Here is a 26,744-nt window from a genome sequence, read left to right as displayed (position 1 = left end):
GCATTAATGAACTTAATCCGTTTTCGCTACAATCTCAACACCGCAAGTTAAGCGGGGGACGATGGAAAAAAGGGCTAGAATTGCAGGCATTCCACCCGGGGCGGCGCTTATCGGCGCCGCTATGCTGGCCACTTTGGGTGCGGGCTTTAGCCAGGCGCAGGAAGTGCGAAAACAAGCCAATTTTGTAAGCAATCAAGGCACTTCTGCTCCCATTAATGAGACTGCAATCACCGCAATTTTCGAGAACCGCTGGCCTAGTTCTGAAAAAGATTTTGTCTTGGGCGCTGACGGGGTGGTCACATCCGAAGAAGCGCCCCGATCGGGGCCAAAGCAACATACCCCTATTGGTACAGTCACGCATGGTTTTGCATCCGAAGAGGATATGCAAAACATTGCCAATATGGATAACTCGCCGATTGGCGCAATTAGCCAAAATGGCGTTGTTTCTCCAGTCATTCACAACACTACTAGCGTGCAAGAGTGCGGCCCGTCTCCATTAAGTCCTACGGAAATCAAGAGCTTAGTGGTCGAGACGGCGCGTCGTCACAAGGTTGATGAAGTTTTTGCGACAGCCATTGCATGGGCTGAGAGCGGATTTGACCGAATCCGCAATTCGGACAAGGGCGCGCGTGGCCCGATGCAGCTCATGCCGGCTACCGCTGAAAGGTTCGGTGTGAAGGACGTTTGCGATCCGAAGCAGAACATCGAGGGCGGCATGAAGTACCTGCGGGTGCTTCTCGACGAGTTTCAAAATCCGCTGCTGGTTGCCGCTGCCTACAACAGTGGGGAGCAGCGAATTTACGAGCATGGCGGAATTCCACCGTTCAAGGAAACGGTCGGATACGTCGCCAAGGTCGTGAATTACCAGCTCGGCCTACCGATGCCGACAGCGAAAGGCAAGACGAGGTCGGCCGCTTCAGAGGCAGTCGCGGATGCGGGCGACAACAGCGATGTCGGTGTCATCGCCGTGAAGAAAACCGGCAATTTTGTCGGCGGTGTGATGCACTTTTAAAGGAGAGAAGTATGCAGATTGCAATGCAAACGGGGAAGTCTCAGGCGCTCAAGCTTGCAGCCCTGCTTGGAATCGTGGCGGCGGTCCAGATGGTCGGGGCCGACGTGGCACTGGCGCAAGGCACCGGCGGCAGCGGCGCATTCGGGCCGCTGCAGACGGCAGTACAAATGATCGTCGACTTTATCACCGGTCCCTTTGGCCGGTTGATCGCGATCATCGCTGTGATCGGCCTTGGCTTCCTTGCCTTTGCCGGTCGCCTGTCCTGGTTCACGGCTGGCGCGGTCGTAATCGGTATCGGTCTGGTTTTCGGCGCTCCGGCGATTGTCGACCAGATGATTTCAGCGGTCGGCCAGTAACCGATGAGTGAGTTCCAGGACGAAAAGCCAGCTCTGACGCCGTTGGTGATCGGGTTAACCCGTTCACCGACGCTTTGGGGCGTTCCCTACATGGCGGTCGTGATCGTCGTCGGCATTACGATCATCGGCTGGCTCGGTTCGAATTCCCTATGGGCGCTGCTGATAGCTCCCGTGGCTTACCTCGTCCTGTTCTCGCTCTGCACCTGGGACAACAAAATCCTCGAAGTGCTGCAGGTGGCGTCTCGCAAGACGCCTCGCACGCCTAACAAGCGCTTTTGGGGAACCAACTCGTATGGGCCATAACCTATGCTGAAAGTCGTCAGAGAAGAGCTTGGATTTGGAAAGGTCGCCAATAATGAGCGGCCAATGTCGACTCATATTCCATACCTGCGGCATGTTTCGGATACGGTCATAGGGTTGGAAAACGGGTCGCTGCTCAGCGTCATCAAATTGGATGGCCTGTTCTTTCAGACGGAAGACCAGGCTGAACTTAATATGCGCTCGGTCGTGCAAAACACGATGATCCGGGCACTCGGCTCTAGCCGATTTTCACTCTGGTCTACCGTGATCCGGCGAGAGGTGGAAACCGAGATCGGCGGCGCATTTGACGAGCCATTCTGTGATTTGCTGAACAAGCGATACATGGAACAGCTGCGCCACAAGCGCATGTTCACAAACGAAATTTACCTGACCATCGTGCGGTCGGGCATGCGCGGCGCTCTCGGTGTAGGCGACACCTTCAAGAGACTGCTCGATCGGACTAACAGTGATGCGCGGAGCCAGCAAAACCGCGAGGATGTCACTGAGCTTGAGGAGCTTATCGGCAACATCACCCGCGAACTGCAAAAATATGGCGCGCGGGCGCTCGGCATTACTTACCGCAATGGCGAGCCGTACTCTGAGCCCTGCGAGTTTTTCAACACGATCCTGACCGGCGGCGTGCCTCGGAAGATGCGCTTGCCGCGCATGGGGATCCGCAACTACATCGGGTCGTCGCGGTTGCATTTCAGCAAGCGGACCATGCAGGCACAGGCGGCGGTTGATGAAGATAGCCGCTTTGGTGCGCTACTGTCGGTGAAGGAATATCCACCGTTCACCGGCCCCGGAATGCTCGACGGCCTCTTGCAGGTGAATCACGAATTCATTCTGACGCAATCCTTCACCATCGCTGACAAGCCGATCGCACAAGAGCGGATCAGCCGCCTGCAGCGACAAATCAAAGCATCAGATGAATCCGGTAGCGCGGTCGAGCACGATATCGACTTTGCGCTCAACAGTCTGATGAATCAGGAAGCCGTATTCGGTTTCCATCATCTGTCGTTGCTTTGCCTGTCCCGTGATCTGGACGGCATCAGCCGCACGGTCTCGGAACTCGGAGCCTGCCTGACGGATATGAACATCAACTGGCTGCGCGAGGACCTGAATCTCGAAGCGGCTTTTTGGGCGCAGCTCCCCGGCAATCATAGCTATGTTGCGCGAAAAGCGATGCTTTCGAGCGCGAATTTCTCGGGCCTGTCGTCGATGCACAATTTCGCGACTGGTCAATCGGATCGCACCCATTGGGGCTTACCGATAACGATCCTCGAAACGACGTCGCAGACCCCATACTGGTTCAATTTTCATCGTCGCGACATCGGCCATTTTCTCGTCACCGGCCCGACTGGCTCGGGTAAGACGGTTGCCCTGACATTCCTGCTCGCACAGGCGATGCGGATTTCTCCGATGCCAAAGGCCGTCTTTTTCGACAAGGATAGGGGCGCCGAGATCTTCGTGAGGGCGATGGGCGGTTCCTATGAAGTCCTGTCACCGGGCACGCCGACCGGCTTCAACCCACTTCAAATGGATAACACCGGCCCAAACCGTGAGTTTTTGCTTCGGCTGCTGAAAGCAATGCTGCGCTCCGGCGATCGGCGCGACTTCACCCAGGAGGATGAGGACACGCTTGAGAAGGCCATCACGCGCCTCATGCAGGAGCCTGCGGCTGAACGAAACTTGCCGAACCTGTCAGGCTTGCTTGTCGGTCGTTCGCGCGCCGACGCGAACGACTTACACGCTCGCCTTCGCCCTTGGATCGACGGTGAAAAAGCCTGGCTGTTCAATGCGCCGCATGACGTGCTGTCGTTCTCCGGCCGGAGTGTCTTCGGCTTTGACATGACCAACATCCTCGGGAACGAGGATCTGCGCACGCCTGCGCTGATGTATCTCTATCATCGCCTCGACGAGCTGCTGAACGGCGATCCTGTCATGTTCTTTATGGACGAGGGCTGGCAGCTGCTTATGGACGAGACCTTTTCGGCGTTCATCGTCGATAAGATGAAAACGATCCGCAAGCTCAACGGTATCGTCGGCTTCGGCACGCAGTCTGCCGCCGATATTACCAAGGCCAAAGCGTCGCACACTCTGATCGAACAGTCCGCGACGAACATCCACTTTCCGAACCCTCGCGCCGATGAAGAGAGCTACATCAAGCGGTTTGGCCTGACGGTTAAGGAATTCAATTTCATCAAGAATACCCCGCCTGAAAAGCGGACGTTCCTCGTGAAGCACGGCAATGACTCGGTCATTGCCCGGCTCGATCTGTCCGCCATGCCCGACCTTGTAAAGGTGCTTTCGGGCCGCAAGGAGACGGTCGAGGAATGCGCTGCGCTGCGGGAAAAATATGGCGATGAGCCCGAAAACTGGCTGGCTGAATTTTGCGGATGGGAGAAGGGTCAATGAAGAAACGTCCTGCTCTATGGCTGATGATGATAGCGCTTGCCGCTCCCGGACCTGCATTGGCGTCGGGAGTGCCTGTCATCGACGGTTCCAATCTCACTGAGAAAACGGTGAGGAAGGATAAGACGACGGAAATCGAGAAGATCGACAAAGACCGGTTCTCGATCAACAAGAGCGTTACCTGCTCGATGTACCGACCGGGCAGGAAAGACGATCCGGTTGCGGCCGCCAATGCCAATCCGGAGATTGCCGGACTGGTTAAGCGGGTCGCCCGGGAAGAGGGCGTTGACGAGAACCTCTTCATGTCGCTCGTCTACCAGGAGAGCCGGTTCAATCCGTGTGCGAAATCGGGTGTCGGCGCCATCGGACTTTCGCAGCTCATGCCCGGGACGGCCGCGGATCTCGGTGTCAATCCGCACAATATTGAGGAAAACCTTAGAGGCGGCGCAAAATACCTTCGGCAGCAACTAAGACGGTTTAACGGCAATACACATCTGGCGTTGGCGGCCTATAACTCCGGGCCGGGCAACGTGCAAAAATACGGTGGGATTCCGCCTTTCAAGGAAACCCAGGGGTACGTGAAGAGCATCAGTCAAAGATGGATGCCCGCCTTTGGTGGTTCGAACGGCGCCGATATTCCGGTGAACTATGGCGGCGGCGACACCGCCTATACCGGCATGCGTGATTCCACGATCAACGCTATGGCGACAAGCCAGGCCACGCAGGAAAGCTCGGCTAACGTATCGTCATGGCTGCAACAGTTGGGCGGCCTTCAGACCGGAACGATTCAGGATAGTTGGGATCATAATTCGGGCGCTCGCAACGCCAATCTCGAGATGATGAACCATGTCATCCGCCTCGGCACCACGATGGCCGATCTGGTGAATTCCCGGAATGCAATGTCGTCCAGCAGCCTGTCCGGGGCGTCGCAAACCTCAGACTTCAAGCTTCGCGACGAAAAACCGCGTGAGACGACCGGGCTTTGTGATGAGCGCGAAGGGCTCGAATGGAGCCCGACCGAAAAAGCCTGCGTTGAGAAGCGAGAACGCGAGTCCAACGTGAAACTGATGTTGCAGCCACAATGAGGAGAGTCAGCATGAAACGCTTTGTTCTTTCGGTATCGGCCTTAGCCATTGCATCGGCATTGTCCGCCCCGCCTGCTCTGGCCGGCGGCGTACCAGTTATCGACGCAGCCAATTATGAGGTGGCGAAACAAACCTCCGTCACAACCGATAAGATCCTTGGGACCAACAAGGAAATTTTGACGACGGTCGAAGAGACCTTGAAGGCCGTGACCGGCGATCGTGGTGGCGATGCGAACCAGATGGAGAACCTTGCTGTTGGCAATGGTTTCAGCGTCTCGTCCATGCCGTCCTTCGACAGCCTCATGGGCGGCGGCGTTCCGAATTTTGGCGGAATGGGCGGTGACGTCGCCAAGGTGGCGACGACGTTCATCAACGGCCTGCAACTCGTTAAGAATTTGTCCGGTCGGGCGAACAGCAGCTTCTCGGGGGACAAGTCTTACGAGGAAATGGTGAATACCGTTCTCGGCGTCGCCGCACTGGTAAATGGCTCGCAACAGGCGGTCACATCTCGAAAGAGCGCCTTCGAACAGGCCGGGCAGAGCATCGGCCAGGCGAAAGACATCAAAGGATCGATCGACCAAAACACGCAGCTGCAGGTGCAGGCCGGGCTGACAATCAACGAACTGATCGGCGTGATGAACGGTGCAGTGTCGTCTTTGCAGGCCGAAAACCAGCGTCGTCTTACCGACATTTCCAATACAAAGAAGGTCCTGCGGTACAGTGACAATTAAAGCAACCAAAACTGCGAAACTGCTGCCTCTTGTCGTGATCGCGGCCGGCATTGCCGGCTGCGGCACGGTGAAGGAGAAGACGGCACCCTGCAAGAGACCGGCTAACATGACGTCTTATGCACCGGGTGATCCTCGCCAGGAATGCGGCCCAATGATGAATATTAACGGCGACGCCTCGGCAGCCTTCGCGGCGATCGAAGCGATTGTTGCGAAATAAGGACCGCGGTCGGGCATGAACGATTTCCTGGGCGATCTCCTAGATAGGATTGAAAACACCGGCGCCAAATTTTCTGAGAAGGCGTACGGAATCTTGGGCAGCGAAATTATGCCGCTGCTCTACATCATGTTCATCGCCTATGTCGGCTACTACGGCCTTCAGCTCTTTATGGGTACTTCGCGAGTAAGCGTCAGCGAGGTCATTGGACGTGTGGTCCGAATGATACTGATCCTGACGTTGATAAAGGAGTGGAGCTATTTCAATGACTTCTTTTATCGGTGGCTGGCCAACACACCGGAAGATGTCGGCCGGGCTCTGCTGACCGCAACATCGACCGGGATCACGGAGCCAACAAACGGGCTCTCGATGATTTGGAGATCCGCTAACCAAGCAGCGTCGGAATTCGCGGAGCAATCCGGGTATTTTGCCGTTCTTCCCTCTCTCGTTGGCGTCGTCGTGATGATTGGCGCCTTGATCTTCATCGCCGTTGCGTTGGCAATTTTGCTGCTCGCCAAGGTGATGATGTGGGTTTTGATCGGAACAGCGCCGATTTTCATCGCTTGCATGTTGTTTGAGCAAACGCGCAGCTACGGGCTCGCATGGTTTCAACAAGTCCTACTATACGCACTGATCCCGATGTTCGTTTACGTCGTAGCCGCCTTCCTTATCACCGCGATGGATCCCGAGCTTACAAAAATGACCAACGCCGCGGGCCAAAAGCAAATCGAACTCTCTGATATTGCAGGGTTCCTTCTGCTCTGCTGCGCAGGCGCGTTTGTGCTTTTTAACATTCAAGTCCTGGCGCAAGGCATTGTCGGCGGTATGGCAGCGGGTGTCGGAAATATTGCTAAATCGGTCGGCCGATACACTGGCATTACTGGTCCGTTGCAGGCGTTAAACGCCGGCCGCACCGCGTCCGGAGCCGTGGGACGGGCCGGGATGCAGGCGCGCGAGCGCACGATCGAAGGCATGAGAACAAACATCCGGAACGCCGGCGCCGAAGCAATGCAGAACCGAATTAGCAACAACAGCATGCCGCGTTGAGCTGTGAGTTAGAAGTTACGTAAGGGCTAGATCGAAATGGCAGAAACGAAGGACGTTGCTCTCAGGAGCTATTTTCAGGACGGTGATCGCTGGGAACACGAAATCGTCAAGAAGGCTAAGCGCTCTCGGACGCTTGCCTGGTTCGTCACCACGATTTTTGGAGCTATTACACTACTGGCACTCGCCGCCTTGGTACTGCTCGTGCCGCTGAAGAGCTTCGAACCATACATCGTCGAAGTCGACAAGAACACTGGCTACGTCGAGGTGAAAACAGGCCTGACCAGGCCGGCGAGCCTGACCGAACAGCAGGCGATCACACAGGCTAATGTCGTTCGATACATCCGCGCCCGCGAAGGATACGACCCCTTCGCGATCGAAGAGAATTTCGGCATTGCCGCACTTTTGTCGACGAGCGATGCCGCCCGGGAGCTGCAGGAAGAGTACAGTGCCGCCAACGCGAACAATCCGGCGAAAGTGCTCGGCAAAAACAAGCGGGTACTGGTTGACATCAAATCCGTGACCTTCTCGAACGCCAGCACCGCATTGGTCCGGTTTTCGACCACGGAGAAATCAGACGCGGAATCCATCGTCCGGCATTACATCTCCGTTGTGCGCTATCGCTACACTGACACGCCAGAGACCAACGAATGGCGCTTTGAAAATCCGCTCGGCTTCCAGGTCTACAACTATCGTCGTGATCAAGAGACGGTGACGCCGGGAGGTCAGGGATGATGAAACGGCTCCTGTTGTCGGCGGCGGTCTCCGCCGCGATCTTGACTCACGCCCATGCGGCGCAAACGCCCCGGCCGGGCAATCTCGACGCCCGTGTAACGAGCGTTGTTTACCAGCCGAACAACGTCGTGAAGGTGGCCGCCACCTATGGAATCTCGACGATGATCATTTTCGATGAAGATGAGAAGTTCGAGACAATTTCACTTGGCGACACCGATAGCTGGCAGGTTGCCCCGTCCGAAAAAGGCAACATCCTGTTCGTGAAGCCTGTCGCAAAGAACGTCACGACCAACATGAACATCGTGACGACGAAGAGAATCTATTTCATCGAGCTCAACGATTATGCACCGGATGCCAACAAAAAGGTGTTCGGCGTCCGGTTCGTCTATCCTGAGAAGGATCTGAATGCAGCCCTCCGGAAGGAAGCGGAGTACCGGGCGGCAAATCCGAACGTCTCGAGCATCGACAAGGCGAACGTCAACATCGACTACTCGTTTTCAGGCGACCCCGCGCTGAAGCCATCGATGATCTTTGACGACGGCAAGAAGACCTTCTTCAAGTTCAATGGCCGCGTGCCCGCGATTTTCGCGGTCCAGTCTGATTTTTCCGAGACGCTGCGCAACTTCCGGAAAGAGGGAGAATATCTCGTCGTCGATGGAGTTGCGACGCAATACACCCTGCGCGATGGCAATCAGTGGACATGCATTTTCAACCTTCGAAAGCCTGATTTTGGCGCGCCGGACCCCGACGTCCTCGGGCCGGCGCCGGATCAACAGGCGTCCAAGCGTTGGAGGAGCGGCAACAAATGAACCGGACACCCGAATTAGAGGCCATGCTGTCGGCCGACGAAACGGCAGTCAGCAACAAAAACGTCAAACGCAACCAGCTCCTGGGCATGTCTGCTCTGCTGCTCGCCGGAGCCGCAGCGGCCTATTTCGTCCTGGCCGCCCCGCAGGAACGGCCACGCGACGTGACAGACGGCGACGAAGAATTCAGGACGACGACATTCCGGCCGCCGTCATTTGTCCGCGAGGAAGAAAAGCCGGAGCCGGAGCCCGACAACAACGTTATCAATTTGCCGCCACCTCCTGAGGTGGTCGAAGAAGTCGATACGACCGAGTTCAAGGTCCCGCCGCCGCCAGAAGCCATTGAAACGACCCCGGAAGCTGCGCCGCCAGCAGAAGAATTTCCGGCGCGGTTCAAGTCGGGTTTGATCACCCTCGATGCCAAAAAAGGCGATGATGGCGTCGGAAGCCTCACTGGCGAGAACGGCCCGGGAATAACCGTTGCCGGCGAGGACCGCAACAGCAAGTTCCTTGCCGCGGCGTCGAGCCTCGCTGATCGAGGCGCGCAAGCGACACAGATCAAGCGTATCGACGCAGTGATCCCCGAAGGCACGTTAATCCCCGGCATTCTTGAGACGGCAATCAACAGCGACCTCCCGGGCCAAATTCGTGCGATCACTTCCCAGGACGTCTATTCGTTCGACGGCCGCCGCGTCCTCATCCCAACCGGAACACGACTGATCGGCGAGTATCAGTCTGAAGTCACGAGAGGACAAAAACGCATCTTTGTCATCTGGAGCCGGCTGATCCGCGATGACGGAGTGTCGGTGCGGCTCAATTCGATCGGTACGGACAGCCTTGGGCGTTCTGGCCTGACAGGCATTGTCGACAACAAATGGCGGGAAAGATTCGGATCCGCAATCATGCTTTCAGTCGTCGGCGCCGGCGCCAGCTTCCTGACGGGGTACGGAAGCGATGAAGCATTCGGAGAAAATAACGATGAAGCGCAAAGAGGCGAGGAACTGGCCCGCGAGACGATCGCCGAGACCTTCTCCGACATGGCGAACCAGGCCTTGAGCGAGAACCTTCGCATTCCGCCAACCATCAGCGTCAGCCAGGGCGAGCGAATTTTTGTCTATGTCCGCCAGGATCTCGATTTCAGCGCCATGTACGACGATCCGGTCACTGAAGCCATGAAGGAAATTCAACGTGAACGTCGCGGTAGGTAACAACGGCAACACTGCCAGCAATCCATATTACTTCCTCGATCGCGCCCTCGAACCGATCCGCGACCTTCTGAATGATCGGCGAGTGGTCGAAATTGCCGTCAATAAGCCGGGACACGTCTACGTGGAACGGCTTGGGGCTGAACATATGGAGCATCACGAAATCGCCGAGCTGACGGCTGACGAGATCCAGAATATCGGCGAACGAGTCGCCGGCGTCACAAGCCAGTTCATCAGCCGTAGCAAGCCGATCCTGAGTGCCGCCTTGCCGACCGGCGAGCGCATCCAGATCGTCTTACCGCCGGCCGCGCCGGAAGGAGGATCAATCTCGATCAGAAAGCAGGTCGTGAACAATCTCACCCTGGAAGAGTATCGGGACAACGGCTCGCTGGAGAAAGTCTCTGTCGCCGTCGGTGGCCTGAGCGATATCGATCGAGAGCTGATCGCTCACCTCCGGACAAATAGAATCTATGATTTCATCCATACGGCCATAACCAAGCGGGTATCGATCCTGATCAGCGGCGGAACGTCGTCGGGCAAGACGACGTTCCTCAATGCCTGCCTGAAAAGCATCGATCCGCATGAGCGGATACTGACGCTCGAGGACACCCGCGAGCTGTTTCCGCCTCAGGCCAATAAGGTTCATCTGATCGCCTCGAAAGGCGACCAGGGCACTGCGGACGTGACGATTCAAAGCTTGCTCGAAGCGTCGCTACGTATGCGGCCTGACCGACTGTTTGTCGGCGAGATTCGCGGCGCTGAAGCATTCTCTTTCCTGCGGGCAATAAACACCGGCCACCCCGGCAGCATGTCGACGGTGCACGCTGATACGCCGATGGGCGCTTATGAACAGCTCGCCATGATGATGCAGCAAGCCGGTATGTCTTCCGGTTACTCGAAACACGATCTCATGTCCTATATCCAGATGGTGATCCCGATCGTCATCCAACTGCGCCGAGATGGCGGCAAGCGTGGCGTTTCCGAGATCTTTTTCGCCCGAGACGAGTCATGAGTAAGGGCTATCAGTCCTTTTATCTGCTCTTCTGTGTCGGCATCGCATTCGCCGTCTGGATGCTCGGCTACGGCCTCGGGCTGCAACTCTTCTATAAAGACGGACGGATCCTCGAGACGACGATCACGAGCAATCCATTCGCTCCAATTCAGCAGTTTTGGCATTACAGGACCAGCCCGTCGCTACAACGGGTCGCGATCGGCTCATTGCTGCCAGCAGTGCTGGTTGCCGGCCTAGCCGCTTACATCGGTCTGAAGACACAAAGCAGCCCGCTCGGTGACGCGGCGTTTCAAGACCTCGCATCACTTCGCCGCGGCAAGTGGTTTCGCAAGCAAGGCCATATTTTCGGGCGTATCGGCCGCAACGTCCTGCGGATCAAAGATGATCGTCATCATCTGATCATTGGCCCTACTCGGTCCGGTAAAGGCGCTGGCTACGTCATTCCAAATGCCCTCATGCATCACGGATCGATGATCGTGACCGATCTGAAAGGCGAGGTTTTTAAGGCGACGGCGGGCTATCGCCGCCGAAATGGTAATCAGGTTTTCCTCTTCGCCCCTGGGGCGGAATCGACCAACCGCTACAATCCTTTGGACTTCGTTCGCCAGGAACGCGGCAACAGGACGACCGATATCCAGAACATGGCGAGCATCCTCGTCCCCGAAAACACCCAATCTGAAAACTCCGTGTGGCAGGCGACGGCCCAACAGGTGATGGCCGGCGCCATCAGCTATGTGTTGGAAAGCCCGTTCTATAAGGACCGTCGCAATCTCGGAGAGGTGAATTCGTTCTTTAATAGCGGTGTCGACCTGCAGGCTCTCATGAGGTTCATCAAAGAGAAAGAGCCCTACCTATCCAAGTTCACCATGGAGAGCTTTAACTCCTACCTTTCCCTTTCTGAACGGGCCGCCGCCTCGGCATTGCTCGACATTCAAAAGGCCATGCGGCCTTTCAAGAATGAGCGAATCGAAGCGGCGACAAATGTCACCGACATGGATCTGCGCGCTATGAAACGGCGGCCGATCTCGATCTACCTCGCACCGAACATCACCGATATTACCCTGTTGCGCCCCCTCCTCACGCTGTTTGTGCAGCAAACGATGGACATCCTGACGCTCGAGCACGATCCCAATTCCCTGCCCGTCTACTTCCTTCTCGACGAGTTTCGCCAGCTGAAGAAAATGGACGAGATCATGACCAAGCTGCCTTACGTCGCCGGTTACAACATCAAGCTTGCCTTCATCATTCAAGACCTCAAAAACTTGGATGAGATTTACGGCGAGACGTCGCGTCACTCGCTGCTTGGAAATTGCGGCTATCAGCTCGTCCTCGGCGCCAATGACCAGGCCACTGCCGAATATGCTTCGCGAGCGCTTGGCAAGCGCACGATCCGCTACCAGTCGGAATCGCGCACAATCGAGCTCATGGGCCTGCCTCGGCGCACAAAAGTCGAGCAGATTCGTGAGCGGGATCTGATGATGCCGCAGGAAATCCGGCAGATGCCGGAAAGGAAGATGATCCTTCTCATTGAAGGCCAGCGCCCGATTTTCGGAGAAAAGTTGCGGTTCTTCGAAACGCAGCCCTTCAAATCGGCCGAAGCATTCTCGCAGGCCCACACTCCAGAAGTTCCGCAGATAGAATATCTGCCGGTAAAGCCAGTGCCGGCGACGACAACGGAATATGCGCGCGCCGGACAAGCGTCCGAAGAGGCGGAGCCTCAGCCGATTGCAGTGGCCGGTACGGGCACGAAAACGGCAGCGCCGGCGCTAGCGCCCGTAGCATCGACTACGGCCGCACCAGAGAAAGAACCGGAAACGAAAGCGTCGACACCGGCCGCCAACGGCCGAACCGTCAACAAGAAAGCACTATGCGCAAAGCCCGCAAAGAGGGCTTCCGGTGGTGGTGCTGAGAACGCGAAAGAGAACGTTACTGCGGTCGAAGACAGGATCAAGGCCGTCGAGGACGGATTGAAGCCGAGTGCTGAGCGCCTGAAAGAATCCGTGGCGCGAAAAGTCGAAAAGCTTGGCGACCAATCCCCGACGAAGCGCCGAAATTATCTCGACATCTTTTCCGCCACGGTTCCGGACCCGTTAGAGGTCGGAATTTCCGCCGAATGATATGTTGGGCGCACGCAATGACGAATGTAATCACCTTCCCTAATGCTGCATCTTCGGCCGACGTGATTTGCACACCGCTGAGCATTACGTTTCCCAGAATCTATCGAGCGGCGCTTCGCGACCAGGTGCACTACACTCTTTCTCCAGATCGCTCGGCCTACCCGGATCTTGTCGAAATGAAGCAGGTTCGGTCGATCGCCTCCGGCGATCGATATTCCGTCGTCGTTCGCCGGCACCAGAGCTTCGACATGGCGCACGCATATCTGATTGGTCTTAAAGACGGAAACCAGTCGGAGCGATATGACACAATCTGCCAGACTGATCAGGGCTATTTTACGCTCTTGGAGAGAGCGACAAAGCCGTCCTGGCCGTCGCCGATGATCTTCTATGTAGCGGATTTTCCTGAAAATACGCCGCTTTTCGAGAGGGGCTGTTGGGAACGATCGATATCCGCTGACGGCCGATGGTATGAGGCCGGAATGCTTGACGCCGACCTCAAGGAATGAAGCGCTAGAACGGCCAAAAGCTGGCGACATAGGCCGCCGTTTCACTCGCCCAATTCATAGCGGCATAGTACCACCCTTCGACCGTCTCAAAGATCAGTTGAAGGATATAAAGAATGCCAACGAGGACCATGACCGCAAAAATCATCGTCCCGACAGCTTCATCACTCTTAGGGTCAGTGGTCTGATAGATATAGTCGTGACGGTTGTCTTTCATGATAGCCTAACGTTCCCGGTCGTCGCGGTCGCGTTCCCTCTTTTCCAATTCTTCCCGCTCCAGCTCCTCAAGACGAGGAATATGCTGTTGTGCGGGGTCGGTCCGTGTTGTCTCTCCGCCGCGCTGCGCGGCTTCCTTGTCCTTGTTTACCCGATCTTGCAGACGATTTGTAGCGTCGACTGCTGAAGCCAGCTCGTGAGCCTCGCGAGCATCCGGGTCGTTTGGCTGTCGATCCGGCTCCTCCTGGCGAAGATCGCGTTGCTGCTCGTCGGTCGCATCGACATTGGTCGGGGTCTTGTTCTTTTCTTCCTCCGGCCACCGCGTATCCTTCTCGGCCTGATCGATCGCGCGCTGCAGATCCGGATCCTGCTCGGCCACCTCACGAATGTAGGTGTTGCCCTCGATCGCAAGACGCGCAGCGCGCGAAATCGCTTCGTCGTGCTGCTGCTCGATCTTCGCCCGCAACTGCTCGGTCTCTTCACGTTCCTTTTCGCCAACGGTGTATGTGTAGACACCGGTTTCAGGATCGTGCCTCGGTTCCGGCCTCTCAAGATCAGCCAGCATAGAAGTCGTGGCGTCAATCTCCATCAGGACTTCATTCGCGGCTTCAACAACCGCTTCACCGTGCTTGGCGACTGCAGCTTCCCACTGCTCGTTCACTTCATCGCGCCGATCTGGCCGCTGATCATCGTTACCCTGCTCGGCCATAGCCTCGTTGCGCTGCTCGTAAAGCTGCACGAGCTCGCGCCGTTGATTGACATGTTCCCGCGCCAGGTTCGCTACTTCGTCAAAGTCGCTGCGATCGTCCGGCCCAACGCTGCGCTCCAACTTGAACAAGGCCGTTTCGACCTTTTTTTCATACGCCTCGAATTCTACCCTCGATGTCTCACGTAATTCGTCACCCTCCAAAACCAGTTTCTGCAATGTTACCAGATTGGCGCGGAATTTTGACCCGAATTCTGCGCGCACAATATTGGAGTTGCTTTCAACCTGTCCGGTAGAAATCCCGGAAACCAGCTGGTCTTGCTGCTGAGCGGCATAAGCGACAATACGCTGATCTCCGCTCGCGAGGGCAATCTTTTGCCAACTCTGCTTAGCCTTTACGGTATACTCGCGGCTCCTATCGCTCTTGGCGACGGTTCTCCGGCCGGCCCGCTTGGCGTCATATCGCGCCTGCGCCGCCGCGCTCGTGCCGATATGCTCTGTCCGCCCTTCCCTATTGACGGGCCGCACCTGGTTGCGCGTGTAGGCCGGCGGGCTTGCGAACTCCCGGCGATCGGTCATTTCCATGGCAATACCATGATCCCGGGCCTTTTCCGCCATCGCCGCCCGCCATTGCCGAAAAACTGCCGGCGTCGTCTCGATCCGATCACCGGATTCCGATTTCATGGTGATAATCGCGTGGGCGTGAACGTGCGGCCGCTTACCCCCCTCCCCTGCCTCTTTCGGATCATTGGCCGGATCGTGCATCGCGAACACATAACGATGGCCGGCGAATTGATCCGCCAGAAAATCGCGCACGGCACCTTCGAAGGCCGCAACATCCGTCCCGGCCCGGGCCGACATGATGAGGTGCATCACGTCGCGGCCCTTTCTGCTGTGAAGATCTCCGCGCCATTCTTTTTGCACCAGGTCGCCAGCGCTCTTTTCATCCGCGACAGGCCGACCGCGATCGTCACGGACATCGCCGCCGTGACGAGCGACCAAGTCACGCAACTTGGTCGCGCCGTACTCGACGCCATTCCCGTAACCTTGAAACGAAAACCGCGCGGCCGCTTCGCTTGCCGCCGCGCTGGAATCGTATCGAGACTGAATAATACCGGCCGCCTTCTCGTCACCCGTAAGTCGCTCGCCCTGCCCACTCCGGAGCACCACGACGCCTTGCACGGTCAATGAGCCGTCGGCATTCTTTTCGACCGCATAGGCAAAGCGCCGATCGCCAAAGCCGCTCGTCAGGCCATTTCTGACGAACTCATGCATCTGATCGTCGGTCGCGAAAGCCGTAGCAGCGATCTCTACCGTGAAGCCGCCGATGTCCCGGCTTTCCGCCCGGTTCTGGAAAAGATGATCCCAATCCGCACGAATACCGGCAAGATCCTCGCGGCTTCGAAGCCGTTCGCCGTTCTCGTTCTCGACGGAAAGATCGCCGCCGCGTGACACGTAATTAAGCATCGCGCCGACCCGCGCGCCGCCGCCATAAGACGCCATCTTAACGACGGCTGGCTGGCTCCCCTGCGCCACCGCTGTAAGCCGGACCTGCATCGGCCGTGCTGCGGAGGAGGCTCTTGCCGCCGCGTGGTGGGCAGTCCTTGCCGCCTTGCGCATTTTTGGCGCCGTGCTACTCCCGCCGCTTCCTCCGCCACCCGCCGCGCCAAGCTCGGCCAGGGCCTTCATCCGCTTCCGCAACTCTTCCTCGGCCGTCAATCGGCGTCGGCCGCCAAACGATAGCTCATGCAGCAGGGCCGCTCGTCGCTGTTCCCATTCGCTCGCGAAGGCGCCGAAGAAGAATTCCAAGGCTCAGCCCCCGCCGCGCCGCTGATGACCCGCCCGTTTCGTCAAGGCTCGCAACTCGGTCATTACCGCCGCCTGTACCCGCTGCACATTCGCTAGATTGATGTCGAGTTCGCTCGGATCAACACCCCGGCCGCTGTTCAGCGCCCGCGCTACCTGGTTCAGGTTCACGCCGATCATGCGCATGTCCTCCAGCAACATCGCCATAACCAGCCGGTCGTCCTTGGTCATGATCGGCCGCACGCCTGCGCCCTCAAGCGTCAGCGATCGGAAGAAACCTGATACCGTCATGTCAGCCGCCTTCGCGGCTTCCTCGAGCGCCGCGTACTCATCGGCGGTAATGCGGGCATGCACGGTCCGCTCTTTCTTCTCCGGCTCAAGCCGGACGTCGAATTTCACGTCATCCATGCCCTTTGGATCCCCTACTGGCGCTTGCGACAGACATCGAGGGCTCGTCCGTCGATTGTTGGAAAATGGCGTAGCACAATTTTCCGTATCCTGCCATACTCAATAACAACGTGAAGTTCGACTAGACAACTTCGAGATGGCCTCGCTCCGCTCGGCCCTTTGACTTTGCTGGCACCGGGCCTAACGTCCCGGTTTTTATTCATTGAAACGCTCACCAGGGTTCACATCCGAAGACCGCTAGGGAGGCCTTTGTGTGCCCCTCGTACTCAGCCGCTAGGGACGCTGCGCTCTACGCCCTTGCAGCTTGCGTGCGAGGGGGGGCACAGACGGCCTTTCACGCGGCTCCGGGGTTCACCACTTCGGCAGAACCCCGGAGAAGTCGCTATCCGCGATATAGAGCGCGGAGCATCGGCGGCCGTTCCCACACGAGAAAAACACACGACTTAGGCACACGATCTTGCACGTGTGATATTTCGACATTTCAATAACGTGTGGACATAGCGAGTTTTTCTAGTACATTTCCACATGCTGTGAAAAATGGTTCACATTCCATTTCAGCACCGTGTTGAGCCTGGCTGTGGCAGCTTTTTCACAGCATGTGGAAATGTACTAAACGCCCACTGATCAAAAAATCCGGACTGGGATTGACTTTGGACTGGCAGACGGAGGTATCGAGCAAACATGCCACTTTCAATTTCTGCCGTGAGCGGCAAAGGCGGTGCGGGCAAGACGACGGCTGTTATCCTGGTCGCTGGGGAATATGCTCTGCAAGGAAAGCGTGTCCTGCTCATCGATGCTGACGGGAGGCAGAACCTTCAAGAATGGTGGAAGCGTTGTGCGGCGAAGGACAACATCCCTGATGGCATCGATTTGGTGACGGCTGCGCGTCAAAATTCGATCCAGCAGATCCTCGACGCCGAAGCTGACAAGTATGAAGTGGTGATGATGGATTCGCCCGGTACCGATAGCGTCGTGCGCGATACCATCATCCGAAGATCCGACATGATCCTCACGCCAATCCAGCCAAACCAGGACGAAATTAAAGCCGCTGGCGAAGCGGCCGAAGCGGCGGCGGAAGTATCGGACCAGATCGGGCGCGCGATTCCCCAGGCGAATTTCGTCACTCGCCTAACGATCCCCGCGCGAAATCTTGAGGCATATCGATTGATCCGGCCTTTTGTGCAGAACCTCCGGGAAAACGGATATGACTCCTACCTGCTGGAAACGGAGCTGCTGGAACGAAACTGTTATCGTGAGGTTCGCAATGGATACGGGACATTGCAGATGCTTGAATTGACCGAGCCGGTGAAGAAGGCAAGGGCGGAAGTGCATAGGCTGCTTGTTGACATTGAGAGCCTGCTCGCGACTTCCGCTAAGGAGGCCACGAATGGCTAAAGAAAAAACGACAATCTCTGATTTTGCCGTTGCCCCGCGCCGGCCCAAGGTGAGCCAGGATAGGCCAGCCCAGGAGGTCGGCCTTCCTGAGGAGCAATCGTCTTCGTCACTCGCAGCCGCGACGCCGGCGGAGACTGAAGAGATAGCCGCTGCTCGCATTGCACCCGCGACCGAAACCGAACGCCGCGAGCGAGTGACGAAGCGAGCACTGGAACAGGAAAACTCTCGTAACAGGCTACGAGACCTGAAACGTGCGCGCGAGCGTGAATCGAAACATTTCGTCAACGTGCCGTTGGACTACGACACGAAAAAGCGGCTGGAACGGGCCGCTTACGAAAATGATCTGAAGATGACAGTCATCATGAAAGCGGCGATCGACCAGTATCTCCGCGACAATGGGTACTGAGCGGATGGGCCGCAGCTTCCTCTTAGGAATAGCTCTCGGTATCGTCATCGGCCTCTACGCGGCGCCTATGCTCGGCCGCCCGAGAATAGGCCTTAGCAAGATGTCAAATGTCCTTTCGAAGTTGGGAACCGGCTCTGAGCATGTGCCCGATAAGGCTACACGGCCAACGGACGACCGTGCGAAGTCAGAACTATTTCGTATATCCAAATGGGATATAACGAAGCATGGCGATGGATCGACGGTGAATGTGAAGCGGTGCATTAGTATTTACGAAAATACAGTAGCTTGTGAACTCGTGGCGCATCTTGGCTGGATCGAAGGCGAGAAACTTGTTGAATCGATTTTCGAAGGCGGGCCAGACGGTTGGAATATGGTCGCAGCAAAGAATCGCTGATACTCTGATAGCCGCTGGTCTCCCATGATCGATTCCGGCTACGGTTCGCCAAGTGCCTTCGCGTGCAGAAGCATATCGGTAACATTTCGTTTGTTCTTGCTTTCATCCAAACGCCCCCAAAATGGTAGGGTACAAAGCTAATTCAGGTGATTGGGAAAAGTGCCAAATTTAATCGATTTGAAGCATAGTGCCAGCTTCGGGCGGCTTAAGGTAAAGGGATCGACTCTGTGACGCGGGATATGAGCAGCTATAGAAGTGCAAAGGGGTTGGTTGAAACGACCGATCCGGAAATTGATAAGCCGGTATACCGGCGACCCGGATTTGATGGCATCACCTCCCTGGGCGAAATGGACGAGAAAATCGCTGCCTACCTTCGCAAGGCTCGAGAGGACGAAGGTTTGACTCGCGGCGACCTTGCGCCGCTGCTCGGCCTTTCGATCCCAGTCTATGGACGATACGAGCGCGCCTTCTCCAAAATGCATGTTACTCGCATGATCCATCTCTGTGAGATCTTGGGCTTCATGCCGCTGGACATGATCTATGAAGCAGCGCCGCATCTTTTGGGTAGAACCCCGGAGGAGGCCTCCGATCATCTCGCGCTGGCGAAACTTGTGTTGGCGCTGCCGCACGATACGACGCGCGATCTTCTTGCGTTGGTCAAGCGTATGGCAACCCAGCAACAGGCGGCCGACGCCATCGCAGCCAAGGGCGAAGAACGCTAAGCTGCCCTGCTGCTGCTTTGGCTCGAAGATAGATGCAAAGCCTTGCAATCAGCCATCACGATCCTGAGTCCGCGCCAGAGCCATCAGCATCGGTCCGACGGAGAATTCACCACGCCGCGCCTTGGTTGTAAGCGGTGACGTGAGGCCGTTACTTCTTGACGTTCCACGGCATCAGAGCGTCGATATCTGAAGGCCGCACGTCCCGCTGTGCCGCTTGCCTGGGCGTAGTGGTCGGAGAAGATCGCTCCTTCGTTTGCGATGCGATCGATATTGGGCGTGCGATAGCCCATCGCGCCGCGACTGTAGGCGCTGAGGTTCCAGAATCCGATGTCGTCGCCCCAGATGACGAGGATGTTTGGCTTGCCGCCGTAGGGTGCGGTAGGCTGCTCCTGCGCCTTTGCCCTCTGGGGTGCCGCATTGCTCGCAATGAGTGCGGAAGCAGCCACAAGCGCGGTGCCACCCAGCAAAATGCTGCGCCGGCTGACGGGAACGTCCGTTGCTGCCGACTGATCGCTCTTCTCTTGACTGTCCATGGTCTCCTCCTGCATCGACATGAAGACGCGGGTCCGTCCCGAGCACACAGGCTGGCGTTTCCCCATCAGTTCACCGGCTGCGCTTCCGGGAATTTCCAGCTGCCGTCCAGTATTTCGGGATGCGGGCGATAGAGGCGCACCAGATAGTTCCAGCCCGCCATGGTCGGCAGGCAGTTAGGAATCTTGCCGTCACATCCGCCGAACCGGATGGCGACCGAGCCGTCCGCTTCCTTATTCGCGGTCAAATTGTTCAGCGTGTACGCATCATGCGGATTCTTCTCGAAGTAACCCTTGGCGTTGTAGATGCTGATCGACCAGAAGCCGTCAATGGGCACGTCCTTGACACTGAGCTTGTAGATTGCCGTGCCGTCGTTCTGGGCCGGCGTAAAGTTGAGATAGGTCGCGTCCTTCTCGGGATTGCCGCCCCAGGCTGCCGCGGCCTGGATCAGGCGCCGCACCGGATCGACTTGTCCTCGCGGGCCAAACGCACTCTTCGTGTCGGGCAGCGTTGAGGCGAGCACGAGAAGCGCCTCGCGTACCCGTTTCTGGCTTGTCTGATCCCAGGCGGGCACCTGGAATGTTCCCGGGCCGCCTGGCTGGTCGACCTTGATTGCATCCTGGAGCGCGTGAGCCTGCTTGACGTCGCTGGGATTTCCCGGATCGACGAGGATACGGATCGCCGTCATCACATAGCGAGTGCCGATCTCCTCCTTAGCGAGGGTGTGGGGCCCCGCGTCGTAGATGACCATCGGAGTGTACTCGTCCTCGTCGATCACCTGCATCGACATGAAGCGCTGGCCGGCATCGGGCAACGTGATCGTCACCGGGCCGGCATCGAGATCGAACAGAGCCCCGGAATAGAGCGTGTCACGATTCATGCGAATCACCGGTTGCTTATCGATTGGCGTCACTTCGCGATGATGAAAGAACCTGCCGGTTCCTCCCGCATCTTTGACGACGTTGCCGAAGTAAAGGCCGCTCTCAGCGCGCACGAAATTGTCGGGGGTGACCAGTGTGGCGCCACCTGACGGCGCTTGTGCGAGCGCAAGGGAAACGATTGCCGCCAGCGCTAAACCGGCGCAGATGGATGTGCGAATGGCTTTCATGGCGTCACCTCCCTGATCATTGCGCCGCGATCCTTTCGATGTCGGGTAGCACCCACGTCTTGTCGAACAGCGGCTTCTCCGGCGCGTAGAAGCGGAAGAGGACTTCGAATCCTCCACCGGCGCTCGTGGGTATCCAGTTTGACTCCTTGCCTGCCGAGGCCTTTGGACCGAAGAAGATGTCCACCGAGCCGTCGGCGTTGGTCTGCAGGTCCGGGCTCTGCGAGGATCGGCTGAATCGCTCCTCGTCGCGGATGAACGCATGGGTGGTGCTGTCATAGACGGTCGCCGACCAGTACTGCCCGACAGGCGCGTTCGCCGGCACGGTGAGGCGATAGGTCTGGCCTCCGTCCAGATGCTGGCCGTCCTTGTCCTTGATCGTCATCAGGTAGAACTGGCCAGCGCCCAGGCGCTTGATGCCAATGAAACCGTATGTGTAGGTGAGACCGCGGTCGTCGGTGGGGTAGATGTCAGGCTTCGCGTAGGCATTCGCCTGACCCTCAACGACCTCCGGCTTGGCAGGCACGCCCCATTGGTGGCCCTCGTTGTAGGGATCAAAGGCTGTTTCGTACTTGAATTGCAGCCAGGCATGGGCCTCCTTGGCAGCATCTTCGAGAATCGCCTTGGTCTTTTCATCCGGAGCGAAGGGCTTGCCCTTCTCGATGCCGATCGACTTGAGCTGGTCGATCATCGCCCTGTCGCGCTCGAGCCAGGGCTCCTCCTGCACGATGCGGTTGAGCGCTTCGAAGAAGCGGAAGTCGTAGGGAATGGTCGAGTCGAAGACGGTGTCGATCACGTCGACGTATTTTGTCGCCGGCGGGTTGTCCGCCTGAGACAGCGGGTACAGTTTTGCCCGCTTCCCGTATTCGACCGCCTTGGCGACGTCTTCGCCGCTGCCGCTCGCAGGAGTCGAGCGCAGCAGCGCATAGCCCCCGTACGTGTCCGATCGCAGCGGGATGTATCCGTCGGGCACCTTCTCCGCATAACCAGGCGGCAGGATCAGATATTTGCCGCCTCGGCCCTTGTCCGCCCCGCTCGGCCCCGCGTCCTCCAATGCCTGCTGCCAGACATCGTCGATGTTGCCCGTGATCGAGCCACCGTTGGCGGGCGGAATTTCCAGCACGACAGGTCCGGCCTTCGTGTTGAAGAAGGCCATGAGGTAGACGGAGTCGGGGTTCGGCGTGAGCGTCTGGTTTTTCCACGTTGGTAGCCGCGACCAATAGACGATCTGGTTGACGCCACTCCCGGCATCGACCGCTTCCTGGAGCATCAGGTCGTAGTTGACCGCGGGCATGCCCCAGATGACAGCTTCGACTGCGCGGCGTTCGACCGTTAGCGACGTCAGCTCTTCCGGAGAGCGGGCGAACGACACGGTCGCGGTGGAGGAAAGCAGGAGAACTGCCATGGCGAGGTTGCGCATCTTGGTCTCCTTGAATACGACGGCCTCAACGGCCTATTGGAAACTGGAAGTTCACGCCTGCGAAGATCTGCCAGCGCGGCGCGCCCGGCCCGTCGTGCCAGACCGTGTACTGCGGCTCTACAAAGGCGTTCATTGTAACGCCCTTGTCGAGCTGGAAGACCTTGCCGACGCCTGCACCAACCGGGATGTAGCTGTTGCCGCTCTCAAGGTTGAAGTTCCAGATCGCGGAGGATCGAAGGTACCAACCGTCCGAGAGGTTGACGTTGACGATCGGCTGAAAGGTCAGAAGGTTCACGTCCTCGCGGTCGTCGACCCCTGCAAAGGAAATCTGATAGGTTAGAAGACCACCGAGCATGCCCCATCTCTGAGGCGCGACGACGACCTCCGCGGCGCCCGCCTGCCACTTGCCGCTTCCGAGTTGCTCGTCCGTTGCGGTCGGGATGACGAGCACAGGACCGGCGGCGAACGTCATGTCGCCCGCTTTTGGCAGGACGAAGAGATCGATGAGCGTCAGATCGCCGAGACCGGTGACGTAGCCGCTCGGAACGTCCGGCGACATCGCGACCGGAAGCGTGAAGCGCAGAAGCTGAGGCAGACCGAACATGTCTGACGGAATGAGGCCGCGCAGCAGGAATTGGTTCGCCTCGGGATCGCCGGGCGTCTCGACGAAGCTCGGAATATAATAGTCCTGCAAGTTGATGGTGATCTTCGGCGTCAACGGGTTGTTCGCCTCGTTGACGACGTCATGGGCCTCCTGCGCGGCCGCCGGGAGGGCGGTCGTCAGCATCAGGAACGCAGGAATGCGATAACAATTCGAGCGCACGAAGGCCTCCGGTTTCAGTACGAGCAATCCAGCACGAAAGGCGTTAGGATCACAGGTTGTTACAGTAACAAGCAGGCTGCCCGGGCCGCGTCGACGTTCAATGTAACAGTAACAATCTCGCTTTTTCGCGTTGACCGGCGCGAGAATGACCGAGGGCGTATCCCCGCTCCTCGCACGCATCCTGCTCGAAAGGAACGCCTGCACGCCATGGACACCGCCAGGGAGGCCGCGCACCGCGGATTGTTGAAGCTGATGCTCCGGTTGCCTTTGCTACGCGGGCAGCTTCAACTGCTCTGGCAGAAGGATGCCGACCTTGAACCCCTGTGCGAGGCCTACGAAGACGCGACCACGACGCTCGAGCGGCTCCTGAAACGCACGGGAGACGGCGAAGACGGATTGATCGAAGAGTACCGGACCGTGTGTCTGGCACTGGAAACGGACATCGTCGCTCGGTGTCGTGCACGGAAGGCGCGAACCCGTTCTTAAGCGTTCAAGACGCCACGTCAGGTTTCCGGATTGCAACCGAGGGTGCTGTAGCGTAACATTTCCCACTGCTTATGGGCGGACGGGCGCGAGGGCGATATGGCAGCGAACGGCGTGAGCAATGGGGTACGCACGGTCTCCGAAGGACAGGCGCGGTTGGAAGCGGAGCGGCTGCTGGCCGATCCAAGGCTCCACGTATCGGACCGCCACCGGGCCTTTTTGAAATACATCGTGGAGGCGTTGTTCGAGGGTCGCAGCGACGCGGTCAAAGCTTACTCGATCGCCGTCGACGTCTTCAACCGGCCCCCGTCCTTCGATCCATCCTCCGATCCGATCGTCCGCATCGAGGCGACCCGCCTCCGTGAGACGCTCCAGAAATATTACGAGCAGCTCGCCGACGAACCGGGCGCGCGGCTCGACATCCCGCGCGGACGCTACGTGCCGATCTTCGTCGAGCGGAACCATCGCCCCCGCCCTGAGGACACTGACGAGCACGAGGACGTCGGTCTCGCAACCGAAGCGGCGGTCAAGCCGAGTTCAGGGGCAGGTGATAGAAGCTGGCGCTACGCCATCATGGCAGGCGCGGCAGTCGCCGCCATCGCCGTGACAGGAGGTCTCGCCTATCGCGCCGCGAGCCCCGCGCTCGTGGAGACGCGGAAGCCTTTGATCGCGTTGTCGATGGACGCGGCGCGCCCGGACGAGGCGGCCAGCCGGGCGGCCATGGAGGATCTGGCGGTGTCGCTGGCCCGTTTTGGGACCGTGCGCCTTAAGTCGGGCGCCGTCGCGACGCGGTCCCGTGCCGACGCGCCGGAAGAAAACTCCTACGACATCAAGATGCGATACGCGGAAGACGCGCGATCCGTTTCCATATGGTGGCAGGTCTCCGACGCTGGCACTGGAGAGGCGGTCTGGACCGACGAAGAACGTCGCCCGGCCTCCGAGGGTTCACGCGACGACGCGGTGCGCGACCTCGTTTACGGCGTCTCGCGCAGGCTCGCGGGACCAGCGGGCGTCGTCAACACCATCGAGCTCAGGCGCAACCTCCCTCAGACGGCGACCGGCAACATTTGCGTCCTTCGCGGCGAGTTCGCGGTCGAGCTTCGTGATCCCGCGGGCCTGAAAGCGGCCCGGCCGTGCCTTGAAGCGACGATCGCCGCCGATCCCAAGGACGCCGACGCTATGGCGACGCTCGCGCGCGTGATGTTGTGGACGGGCCGCACGACCGGAGACGACAGCTACTTCGGACGAGGCGTCGATCTCGCCAACAGGGCAGCCACCATCTCGCCGTCGTCGCCCAGAGCTGCGCTCGCGCAGATGGCGACCCAGTACCAGCTCGGACAAAACGATACCGCCATCGCGGCCGGTCGACGCGGCGTCGCGTTGAACCCCGAGAATGCCGACCTGCTTGCAAAGCTCTCGATGGTCCTTTTCTTGAGCGGGAAGTGGCAGGGGGGTGCTGAGCTTGCGCAAAAAGCGACCGACGTCGCCGGTCAGCCGATCAGGGATGCGAGCTTCGTGATGATCCTCGACGCCTACCGTCAGGGGAACTACGCGCAGGCGGTGTTTCAAGCGAGACAGGTTCCCGCGGCCGACACCCCGACGGTGGTGCTGAAACTGGCGGCGATCGCCCGGATCGGCGACCGGTCGGTCACTGAGAAGGAGATAGCCGCCGCCCGGCTGCAGCATCCCGATCTCGACCGCACGGTGGCGGCGATGTTCTCCGGCACCCGTTACGACCCGGAGCTCGAAGCCGCACTCAGGGCGGGAATACAGGAAGCCGGCCTGAAGGTGCCGGAACTCGTCAGCAGCGGGGCCATGTAACAGTAACATCCTTGTCCTGAAGCCTCCGATGGCATTCCTTCGACAGGTCCGCAGATAGCGGGCGATGATGTCGAAGGGCCGCCACGATGCGAAAGCTGCTAGTCTTCCTAGTCGCCTCCATATTTCTCACCGGCAATGTTCTCGCCGATCCGGCGGTCATCACGACCGGGGTCAATTTGAGATCCGGCCCCGGTACGGGCTTTGCCGCCGTCGGCAAATTGCCTGAAGGCGCCCAGGTCGATCTCAAGGAATGCGACGCGAGCGGCGCATGGTGCGCGGTCGCGTTCGGCAAGGGGAACGGCTTCGTCAGCGGACGATATCTCAGCCAGTCGGCAGCGGACACGCCCTCGTGGCCGAGGACATTCACGGCCGACAGCGGCGCGACGCTCACTCTGTTCCAACCGCAGGTCGTCGACTGGCCGGATTTCGTAAAGCTTGACGCGCTCGTCGCGGCCGAACTCAAGACCTCGGAGGACGCCCAGCCCGTCTACGGCGTGATCGGCATCTCCGCGAAGACGGTCGCCGACGACGAGACGGGCAACGTCGTCCTGACCGACGTGCAGCCGACCGAAGTGAACTTCTCGACGCTCGACAAGGAGCAGCTTTCGAAGCTCGCCCTCGGCGTCGGCAAGATCATGCCGACGGATCCGATTACCGTCTCGCAGGACCGCCTGACGGCGAGCCTCGCCGACTACAAGCGGTTGAACGACGTCTCGGGACTGAAAGCTGACCCGCCGCCCGTGTTCACCAGCGAGACGCCCGCGATCCTCGTGCAGACCGACGGCAAGGCGGTGGTGTCCCCAGCCAAGGGCGTGCAAGGGCTTTCCTTCGTGGTCAACACCAACTGGGACGTCTTCCGGACCGACGCAGACAAGACCTTCTACCTTCGCGACGAAAAGAGCTGGCTGAAGTCGACGAGCCTCGATGGCGACTGGACGGAAGCCGAGACGCTTCCTCCGCAGCTATCCAGCCT

General features: G+C 58.5%; 28 protein-coding genes and 1 pseudogene. 22 read left to right on the top strand and 7 right to left on the bottom strand.

Annotation, left to right across the window (positions count from 1 at the left end; translation table 11 throughout):
• Nucleotides 1–61: 61 nt before the first annotated feature.
• Genes BN1800_RS30875 through BN1800_RS30810 form a run of 14 tightly spaced genes read left to right on the top strand, consistent with a single transcriptional unit; the run spans nt 62 to nt 13,538 of the window.
• On the top strand, nt 62–1,012 hold the full coding sequence (locus BN1800_RS30875) for a lytic transglycosylase domain-containing protein (RefSeq protein WP_087002986.1): 951 nt from the start codon (nt 62–64) through the stop codon (nt 1,010–1,012).
• Nucleotides 1,013–1,023: 11 nt separating this feature from the next.
• Nucleotides 1,024–1,368: a TrbC/VirB2 family type IV secretion system protein gene (locus tag BN1800_RS30870; RefSeq protein ID WP_087002983.1), complete on the top strand. Its 345-nt coding sequence runs from the start codon at nt 1,024–1,026 to the stop codon at nt 1,366–1,368.
• Between the two features lie 3 nt (nt 1,369–1,371).
• Nucleotides 1,372–1,671, top strand: a complete 300-nt coding sequence (locus BN1800_RS30865; RefSeq protein WP_087002981.1) for a VirB3 family type IV secretion system protein — start codon at nt 1,372–1,374, stop codon at nt 1,669–1,671.
• A 3-nt stretch (nt 1,672–1,674) separates the two neighbouring features.
• The gene (locus BN1800_RS30860; protein WP_087002978.1) at nt 1,675–4,086 is read left to right on the top strand and encodes a VirB4 family type IV secretion/conjugal transfer ATPase; all 2,412 of its coding nucleotides are present in this window, start codon (nt 1,675–1,677) and stop codon (nt 4,084–4,086) included.
• Entirely contained in the window at nt 4,083–5,168 is a 1,086-nt protein-coding gene (locus tag BN1800_RS30855) for a lytic transglycosylase domain-containing protein (protein WP_087002974.1), read from the top strand. Before BN1800_RS30860 ends, BN1800_RS30855 begins: the two co-directional genes overlap by 4 nt.
• An 11-nt stretch (nt 5,169–5,179) precedes the next feature.
• Nucleotides 5,180–5,899, top strand: a complete 720-nt coding sequence (locus tag BN1800_RS30850) for a type IV secretion system protein (RefSeq protein WP_087002971.1) — start codon at nt 5,180–5,182, stop codon at nt 5,897–5,899.
• Nucleotides 5,889–6,116 carry a hypothetical protein gene (locus BN1800_RS30845; RefSeq protein ID WP_087002968.1) on the top strand — a complete coding sequence of 76 codons (228 nt, stop codon included), beginning with the start codon at nt 5,889–5,891 and terminating at the stop codon, nt 6,114–6,116. The genes BN1800_RS30850 and BN1800_RS30845 overlap by 11 nt, the downstream gene beginning before the upstream one ends.
• A gap of 15 nt (nt 6,117–6,131) precedes the next feature.
• Nucleotides 6,132–7,160 carry a TrbL/VirB6 family protein gene (locus BN1800_RS30840; protein WP_087002966.1) on the top strand — a complete coding sequence of 343 codons (1,029 nt, stop codon included), beginning with the start codon at nt 6,132–6,134 and terminating at the stop codon, nt 7,158–7,160.
• 36 nt (nt 7,161–7,196) lie between these two features.
• Nucleotides 7,197–7,892 carry a VirB8 family type IV secretion system protein gene (locus tag BN1800_RS30835; RefSeq protein ID WP_087002963.1) on the top strand — a complete coding sequence of 232 codons (696 nt, stop codon included), beginning with the start codon at nt 7,197–7,199 and terminating at the stop codon, nt 7,890–7,892.
• Complete coding sequence (locus tag BN1800_RS30830) at nt 7,889–8,701, top strand: TrbG/VirB9 family P-type conjugative transfer protein (protein WP_087002960.1); 813 nt, start codon at nt 7,889–7,891, stop codon at nt 8,699–8,701. The genes BN1800_RS30835 and BN1800_RS30830 overlap by 4 nt, the downstream gene beginning before the upstream one ends.
• Nucleotides 8,698–9,906, top strand: a complete 1,209-nt coding sequence (gene virB10, locus BN1800_RS30825) for a type IV secretion system protein VirB10 (RefSeq protein WP_087002958.1) — start codon at nt 8,698–8,700, stop codon at nt 9,904–9,906. Before BN1800_RS30830 ends, virB10 begins: the two co-directional genes overlap by 4 nt.
• Entirely contained in the window at nt 9,887–10,915 is a 1,029-nt protein-coding gene (virB11, locus tag BN1800_RS30820) for a P-type DNA transfer ATPase VirB11 (RefSeq protein ID WP_087002955.1), read from the top strand. Before virB10 ends, virB11 begins: the two co-directional genes overlap by 20 nt.
• Nucleotides 10,912–13,032, top strand: a complete 2,121-nt coding sequence (locus tag BN1800_RS30815; RefSeq protein ID WP_087002952.1) for a type IV secretory system conjugative DNA transfer family protein — start codon at nt 10,912–10,914, stop codon at nt 13,030–13,032. The genes virB11 and BN1800_RS30815 overlap by 4 nt, the downstream gene beginning before the upstream one ends.
• A 17-nt stretch (nt 13,033–13,049) precedes the next feature.
• On the top strand, nt 13,050–13,538 hold the full coding sequence (locus BN1800_RS30810; protein WP_087002949.1) for a hypothetical protein: 489 nt from the start codon (nt 13,050–13,052) through the stop codon (nt 13,536–13,538).
• A gap of 4 nt (nt 13,539–13,542) precedes the next feature.
• Here the strand turns inward: BN1800_RS30810 and BN1800_RS30805 are convergent, their stop codons facing one another.
• Complete coding sequence (locus BN1800_RS30805; protein ID WP_087002947.1) at nt 13,543–13,752, bottom strand: hypothetical protein; 210 nt, start codon at nt 13,750–13,752, stop codon at nt 13,543–13,545.
• A 6-nt stretch (nt 13,753–13,758) separates the two neighbouring features.
• Entirely contained in the window at nt 13,759–15,639 is a 1,881-nt protein-coding gene (locus tag BN1800_RS30800; protein ID WP_244564717.1) for a conjugal transfer protein TraA, read from the bottom strand.
• 87 nt (nt 15,640–15,726) lie between these two features.
• Between BN1800_RS30800 and BN1800_RS42965 the strand changes: the two genes are divergently transcribed.
• Entirely contained in the window at nt 15,727–15,909 is a 183-nt protein-coding gene (locus tag BN1800_RS42965) for a hypothetical protein (RefSeq protein ID WP_244564716.1), read from the top strand.
• Between the two features lie 360 nt (nt 15,910–16,269).
• On the opposite strand, the gene BN1800_RS30795 is transcribed toward BN1800_RS42965, so the two are convergent.
• A complete protein-coding gene (locus tag BN1800_RS30795; protein WP_087002941.1) occupies nt 16,270–16,671 on the bottom strand; it encodes a plasmid mobilization protein in 402 nt (133 codons plus the stop codon).
• Between the two features lie 681 nt (nt 16,672–17,352).
• On the opposite strand from BN1800_RS30795, the gene BN1800_RS30790 reads away from it, so the two are divergent.
• The 4 genes from BN1800_RS30790 to BN1800_RS30775 all read left to right on the top strand — a co-directional run bounded on the left by BN1800_RS30790 (nt 17,353) and on the right by BN1800_RS30775 (nt 19,588).
• Nucleotides 17,353–18,066, top strand: coding sequence for a ParA family protein (locus BN1800_RS30790; RefSeq protein WP_087002939.1), 714 nt, complete (start codon nt 17,353–17,355; stop codon nt 18,064–18,066).
• Nucleotides 18,059–18,472 (top strand): hypothetical protein, encoded by a 414-nt coding sequence (locus tag BN1800_RS42960; RefSeq protein ID WP_244564715.1) that lies wholly within the window; start codon nt 18,059–18,061, stop codon nt 18,470–18,472. The genes BN1800_RS30790 and BN1800_RS42960 overlap by 8 nt, the downstream gene beginning before the upstream one ends.
• A 4-nt stretch (nt 18,473–18,476) precedes the next feature.
• Nucleotides 18,477–18,866 carry a hypothetical protein gene (locus BN1800_RS30780; RefSeq protein WP_087003032.1) on the top strand — a complete coding sequence of 130 codons (390 nt, stop codon included), beginning with the start codon at nt 18,477–18,479 and terminating at the stop codon, nt 18,864–18,866.
• Between the two features lie 239 nt (nt 18,867–19,105).
• Nucleotides 19,106–19,588: a helix-turn-helix transcriptional regulator gene (locus tag BN1800_RS30775; protein ID WP_087002936.1), complete on the top strand. Its 483-nt coding sequence runs from the start codon at nt 19,106–19,108 to the stop codon at nt 19,586–19,588.
• Between the two features lie 188 nt (nt 19,589–19,776).
• On the opposite strand, the pseudogene BN1800_RS30770 reads toward BN1800_RS30775, so the two are convergent.
• The 4 genes and pseudogenes from BN1800_RS30770 to BN1800_RS30755 all read right to left on the bottom strand — a co-directional run.
• Nucleotides 19,777–20,121: pseudogene (locus BN1800_RS30770) on the bottom strand (sulfatase-like hydrolase/transferase); the annotation flags it as partial.
• Nucleotides 20,122–20,186: 65 nt separating this feature from the next.
• Nucleotides 20,187–21,227, bottom strand: a complete 1,041-nt coding sequence (locus BN1800_RS30765; RefSeq protein ID WP_087002933.1) for a DUF1254 domain-containing protein — start codon at nt 21,225–21,227, stop codon at nt 20,187–20,189.
• 16 nt (nt 21,228–21,243) lie between these two features.
• Nucleotides 21,244–22,644, bottom strand: a complete 1,401-nt coding sequence (locus tag BN1800_RS30760; RefSeq protein WP_087002930.1) for a DUF1254 domain-containing protein — start codon at nt 22,642–22,644, stop codon at nt 21,244–21,246.
• 25 nt (nt 22,645–22,669) lie between these two features.
• Nucleotides 22,670–23,431, bottom strand: coding sequence for a hypothetical protein (locus BN1800_RS30755; protein WP_087003029.1), 762 nt, complete (start codon nt 23,429–23,431; stop codon nt 22,670–22,672).
• 243 nt (nt 23,432–23,674) lie between these two features.
• Between BN1800_RS30755 and BN1800_RS30750 the strand changes: the two genes are divergently transcribed.
• From BN1800_RS30750 to BN1800_RS30740, 3 genes are all read left to right on the top strand, one after another.
• The gene (locus BN1800_RS30750; RefSeq protein ID WP_087002927.1) at nt 23,675–23,953 is read left to right on the top strand and encodes a hypothetical protein; all 279 of its coding nucleotides are present in this window, start codon (nt 23,675–23,677) and stop codon (nt 23,951–23,953) included.
• 96 nt (nt 23,954–24,049) lie between these two features.
• On the top strand, nt 24,050–25,771 hold the full coding sequence (locus BN1800_RS30745; RefSeq protein ID WP_087002924.1) for a tetratricopeptide repeat protein: 1,722 nt from the start codon (nt 24,050–24,052) through the stop codon (nt 25,769–25,771).
• Nucleotides 25,772–25,857: 86 nt separating this feature from the next.
• A partial coding sequence (locus BN1800_RS30740; protein ID WP_179213931.1) for an SH3 domain-containing protein occupies nt 25,858–26,744 on the top strand: 887 nt, incomplete at its 3' end.

Source organism: Rhizobium sullae (genome assembly GCF_900169785.1).
Lineage (GTDB): Bacteria > Pseudomonadota > Alphaproteobacteria > Rhizobiales > Rhizobiaceae > Rhizobium > Rhizobium sullae.
The sequence above is the reverse complement of the archived record's forward strand: the minus strand, read 5'-3'. Positions and strand labels throughout refer to the sequence as shown.

What these genes read in the sequence shown, in the direction of transcription:
- BN1800_RS30875 (WP_087002986.1), top strand. Translation starts at nt 62, where the DNA reads ATGGAAAAAAGGGCTAGAATTGCAGGCATTCCACCCGGGGCGGCGCTT.
- BN1800_RS30870 (WP_087002983.1), top strand. Translation starts at nt 1,024, where the DNA reads ATGCAGATTGCAATGCAAACGGGGAAGTCTCAGGCGCTCAAGCTTGCA.
- BN1800_RS30865 (WP_087002981.1), top strand. Translation starts at nt 1,372, where the DNA reads ATGAGTGAGTTCCAGGACGAAAAGCCAGCTCTGACGCCGTTGGTGATC.
- BN1800_RS30860 (WP_087002978.1), top strand. Translation starts at nt 1,675, where the DNA reads ATGCTGAAAGTCGTCAGAGAAGAGCTTGGATTTGGAAAGGTCGCCAAT.
- BN1800_RS30855 (WP_087002974.1), top strand. Translation starts at nt 4,083, where the DNA reads ATGAAGAAACGTCCTGCTCTATGGCTGATGATGATAGCGCTTGCCGCT.
- BN1800_RS30850 (WP_087002971.1), top strand. Translation starts at nt 5,180, where the DNA reads ATGAAACGCTTTGTTCTTTCGGTATCGGCCTTAGCCATTGCATCGGCA.
- BN1800_RS30840 (WP_087002966.1), top strand. Translation starts at nt 6,132, where the DNA reads ATGAACGATTTCCTGGGCGATCTCCTAGATAGGATTGAAAACACCGGC.
- BN1800_RS30835 (WP_087002963.1), top strand. Translation starts at nt 7,197, where the DNA reads ATGGCAGAAACGAAGGACGTTGCTCTCAGGAGCTATTTTCAGGACGGT.
- BN1800_RS30830 (WP_087002960.1), top strand. Translation starts at nt 7,889, where the DNA reads ATGATGAAACGGCTCCTGTTGTCGGCGGCGGTCTCCGCCGCGATCTTG.
- virB10 (WP_087002958.1), top strand. Translation starts at nt 8,698, where the DNA reads ATGAACCGGACACCCGAATTAGAGGCCATGCTGTCGGCCGACGAAACG.
- BN1800_RS30815 (WP_087002952.1), top strand. Translation starts at nt 10,912, where the DNA reads ATGAGTAAGGGCTATCAGTCCTTTTATCTGCTCTTCTGTGTCGGCATC.
- BN1800_RS30810 (WP_087002949.1), top strand. Translation starts at nt 13,050, where the DNA reads ATGACGAATGTAATCACCTTCCCTAATGCTGCATCTTCGGCCGACGTG.
- BN1800_RS30805 (WP_087002947.1), bottom strand. Translation starts at nt 13,752, where the DNA reads ATGAAAGACAACCGTCACGACTATATCTATCAGACCACTGACCCTAAG.
- BN1800_RS42965 (WP_244564716.1), top strand. Translation starts at nt 15,727, where the DNA reads ATGCATCTGATCGTCGGTCGCGAAAGCCGTAGCAGCGATCTCTACCGT.
- BN1800_RS30795 (WP_087002941.1), bottom strand. Translation starts at nt 16,671, where the DNA reads ATGGATGACGTGAAATTCGACGTCCGGCTTGAGCCGGAGAAGAAAGAG.
- BN1800_RS30790 (WP_087002939.1), top strand. Translation starts at nt 17,353, where the DNA reads ATGCCACTTTCAATTTCTGCCGTGAGCGGCAAAGGCGGTGCGGGCAAG.
- BN1800_RS42960 (WP_244564715.1), top strand. Translation starts at nt 18,059, where the DNA reads ATGGCTAAAGAAAAAACGACAATCTCTGATTTTGCCGTTGCCCCGCGC.
- BN1800_RS30780 (WP_087003032.1), top strand. Translation starts at nt 18,477, where the DNA reads ATGGGCCGCAGCTTCCTCTTAGGAATAGCTCTCGGTATCGTCATCGGC.
- BN1800_RS30775 (WP_087002936.1), top strand. Translation starts at nt 19,106, where the DNA reads ATGAGCAGCTATAGAAGTGCAAAGGGGTTGGTTGAAACGACCGATCCG.
- BN1800_RS30765 (WP_087002933.1), bottom strand. Translation starts at nt 21,227, where the DNA reads ATGAAAGCCATTCGCACATCCATCTGCGCCGGTTTAGCGCTGGCGGCA.
- BN1800_RS30760 (WP_087002930.1), bottom strand. Translation starts at nt 22,644, where the DNA reads ATGCGCAACCTCGCCATGGCAGTTCTCCTGCTTTCCTCCACCGCGACC.
- BN1800_RS30755 (WP_087003029.1), bottom strand. Translation starts at nt 23,431, where the DNA reads ATGCTGACGACCGCCCTCCCGGCGGCCGCGCAGGAGGCCCATGACGTC.
- BN1800_RS30750 (WP_087002927.1), top strand. Translation starts at nt 23,675, where the DNA reads ATGGACACCGCCAGGGAGGCCGCGCACCGCGGATTGTTGAAGCTGATG.
- BN1800_RS30745 (WP_087002924.1), top strand. Translation starts at nt 24,050, where the DNA reads ATGGCAGCGAACGGCGTGAGCAATGGGGTACGCACGGTCTCCGAAGGA.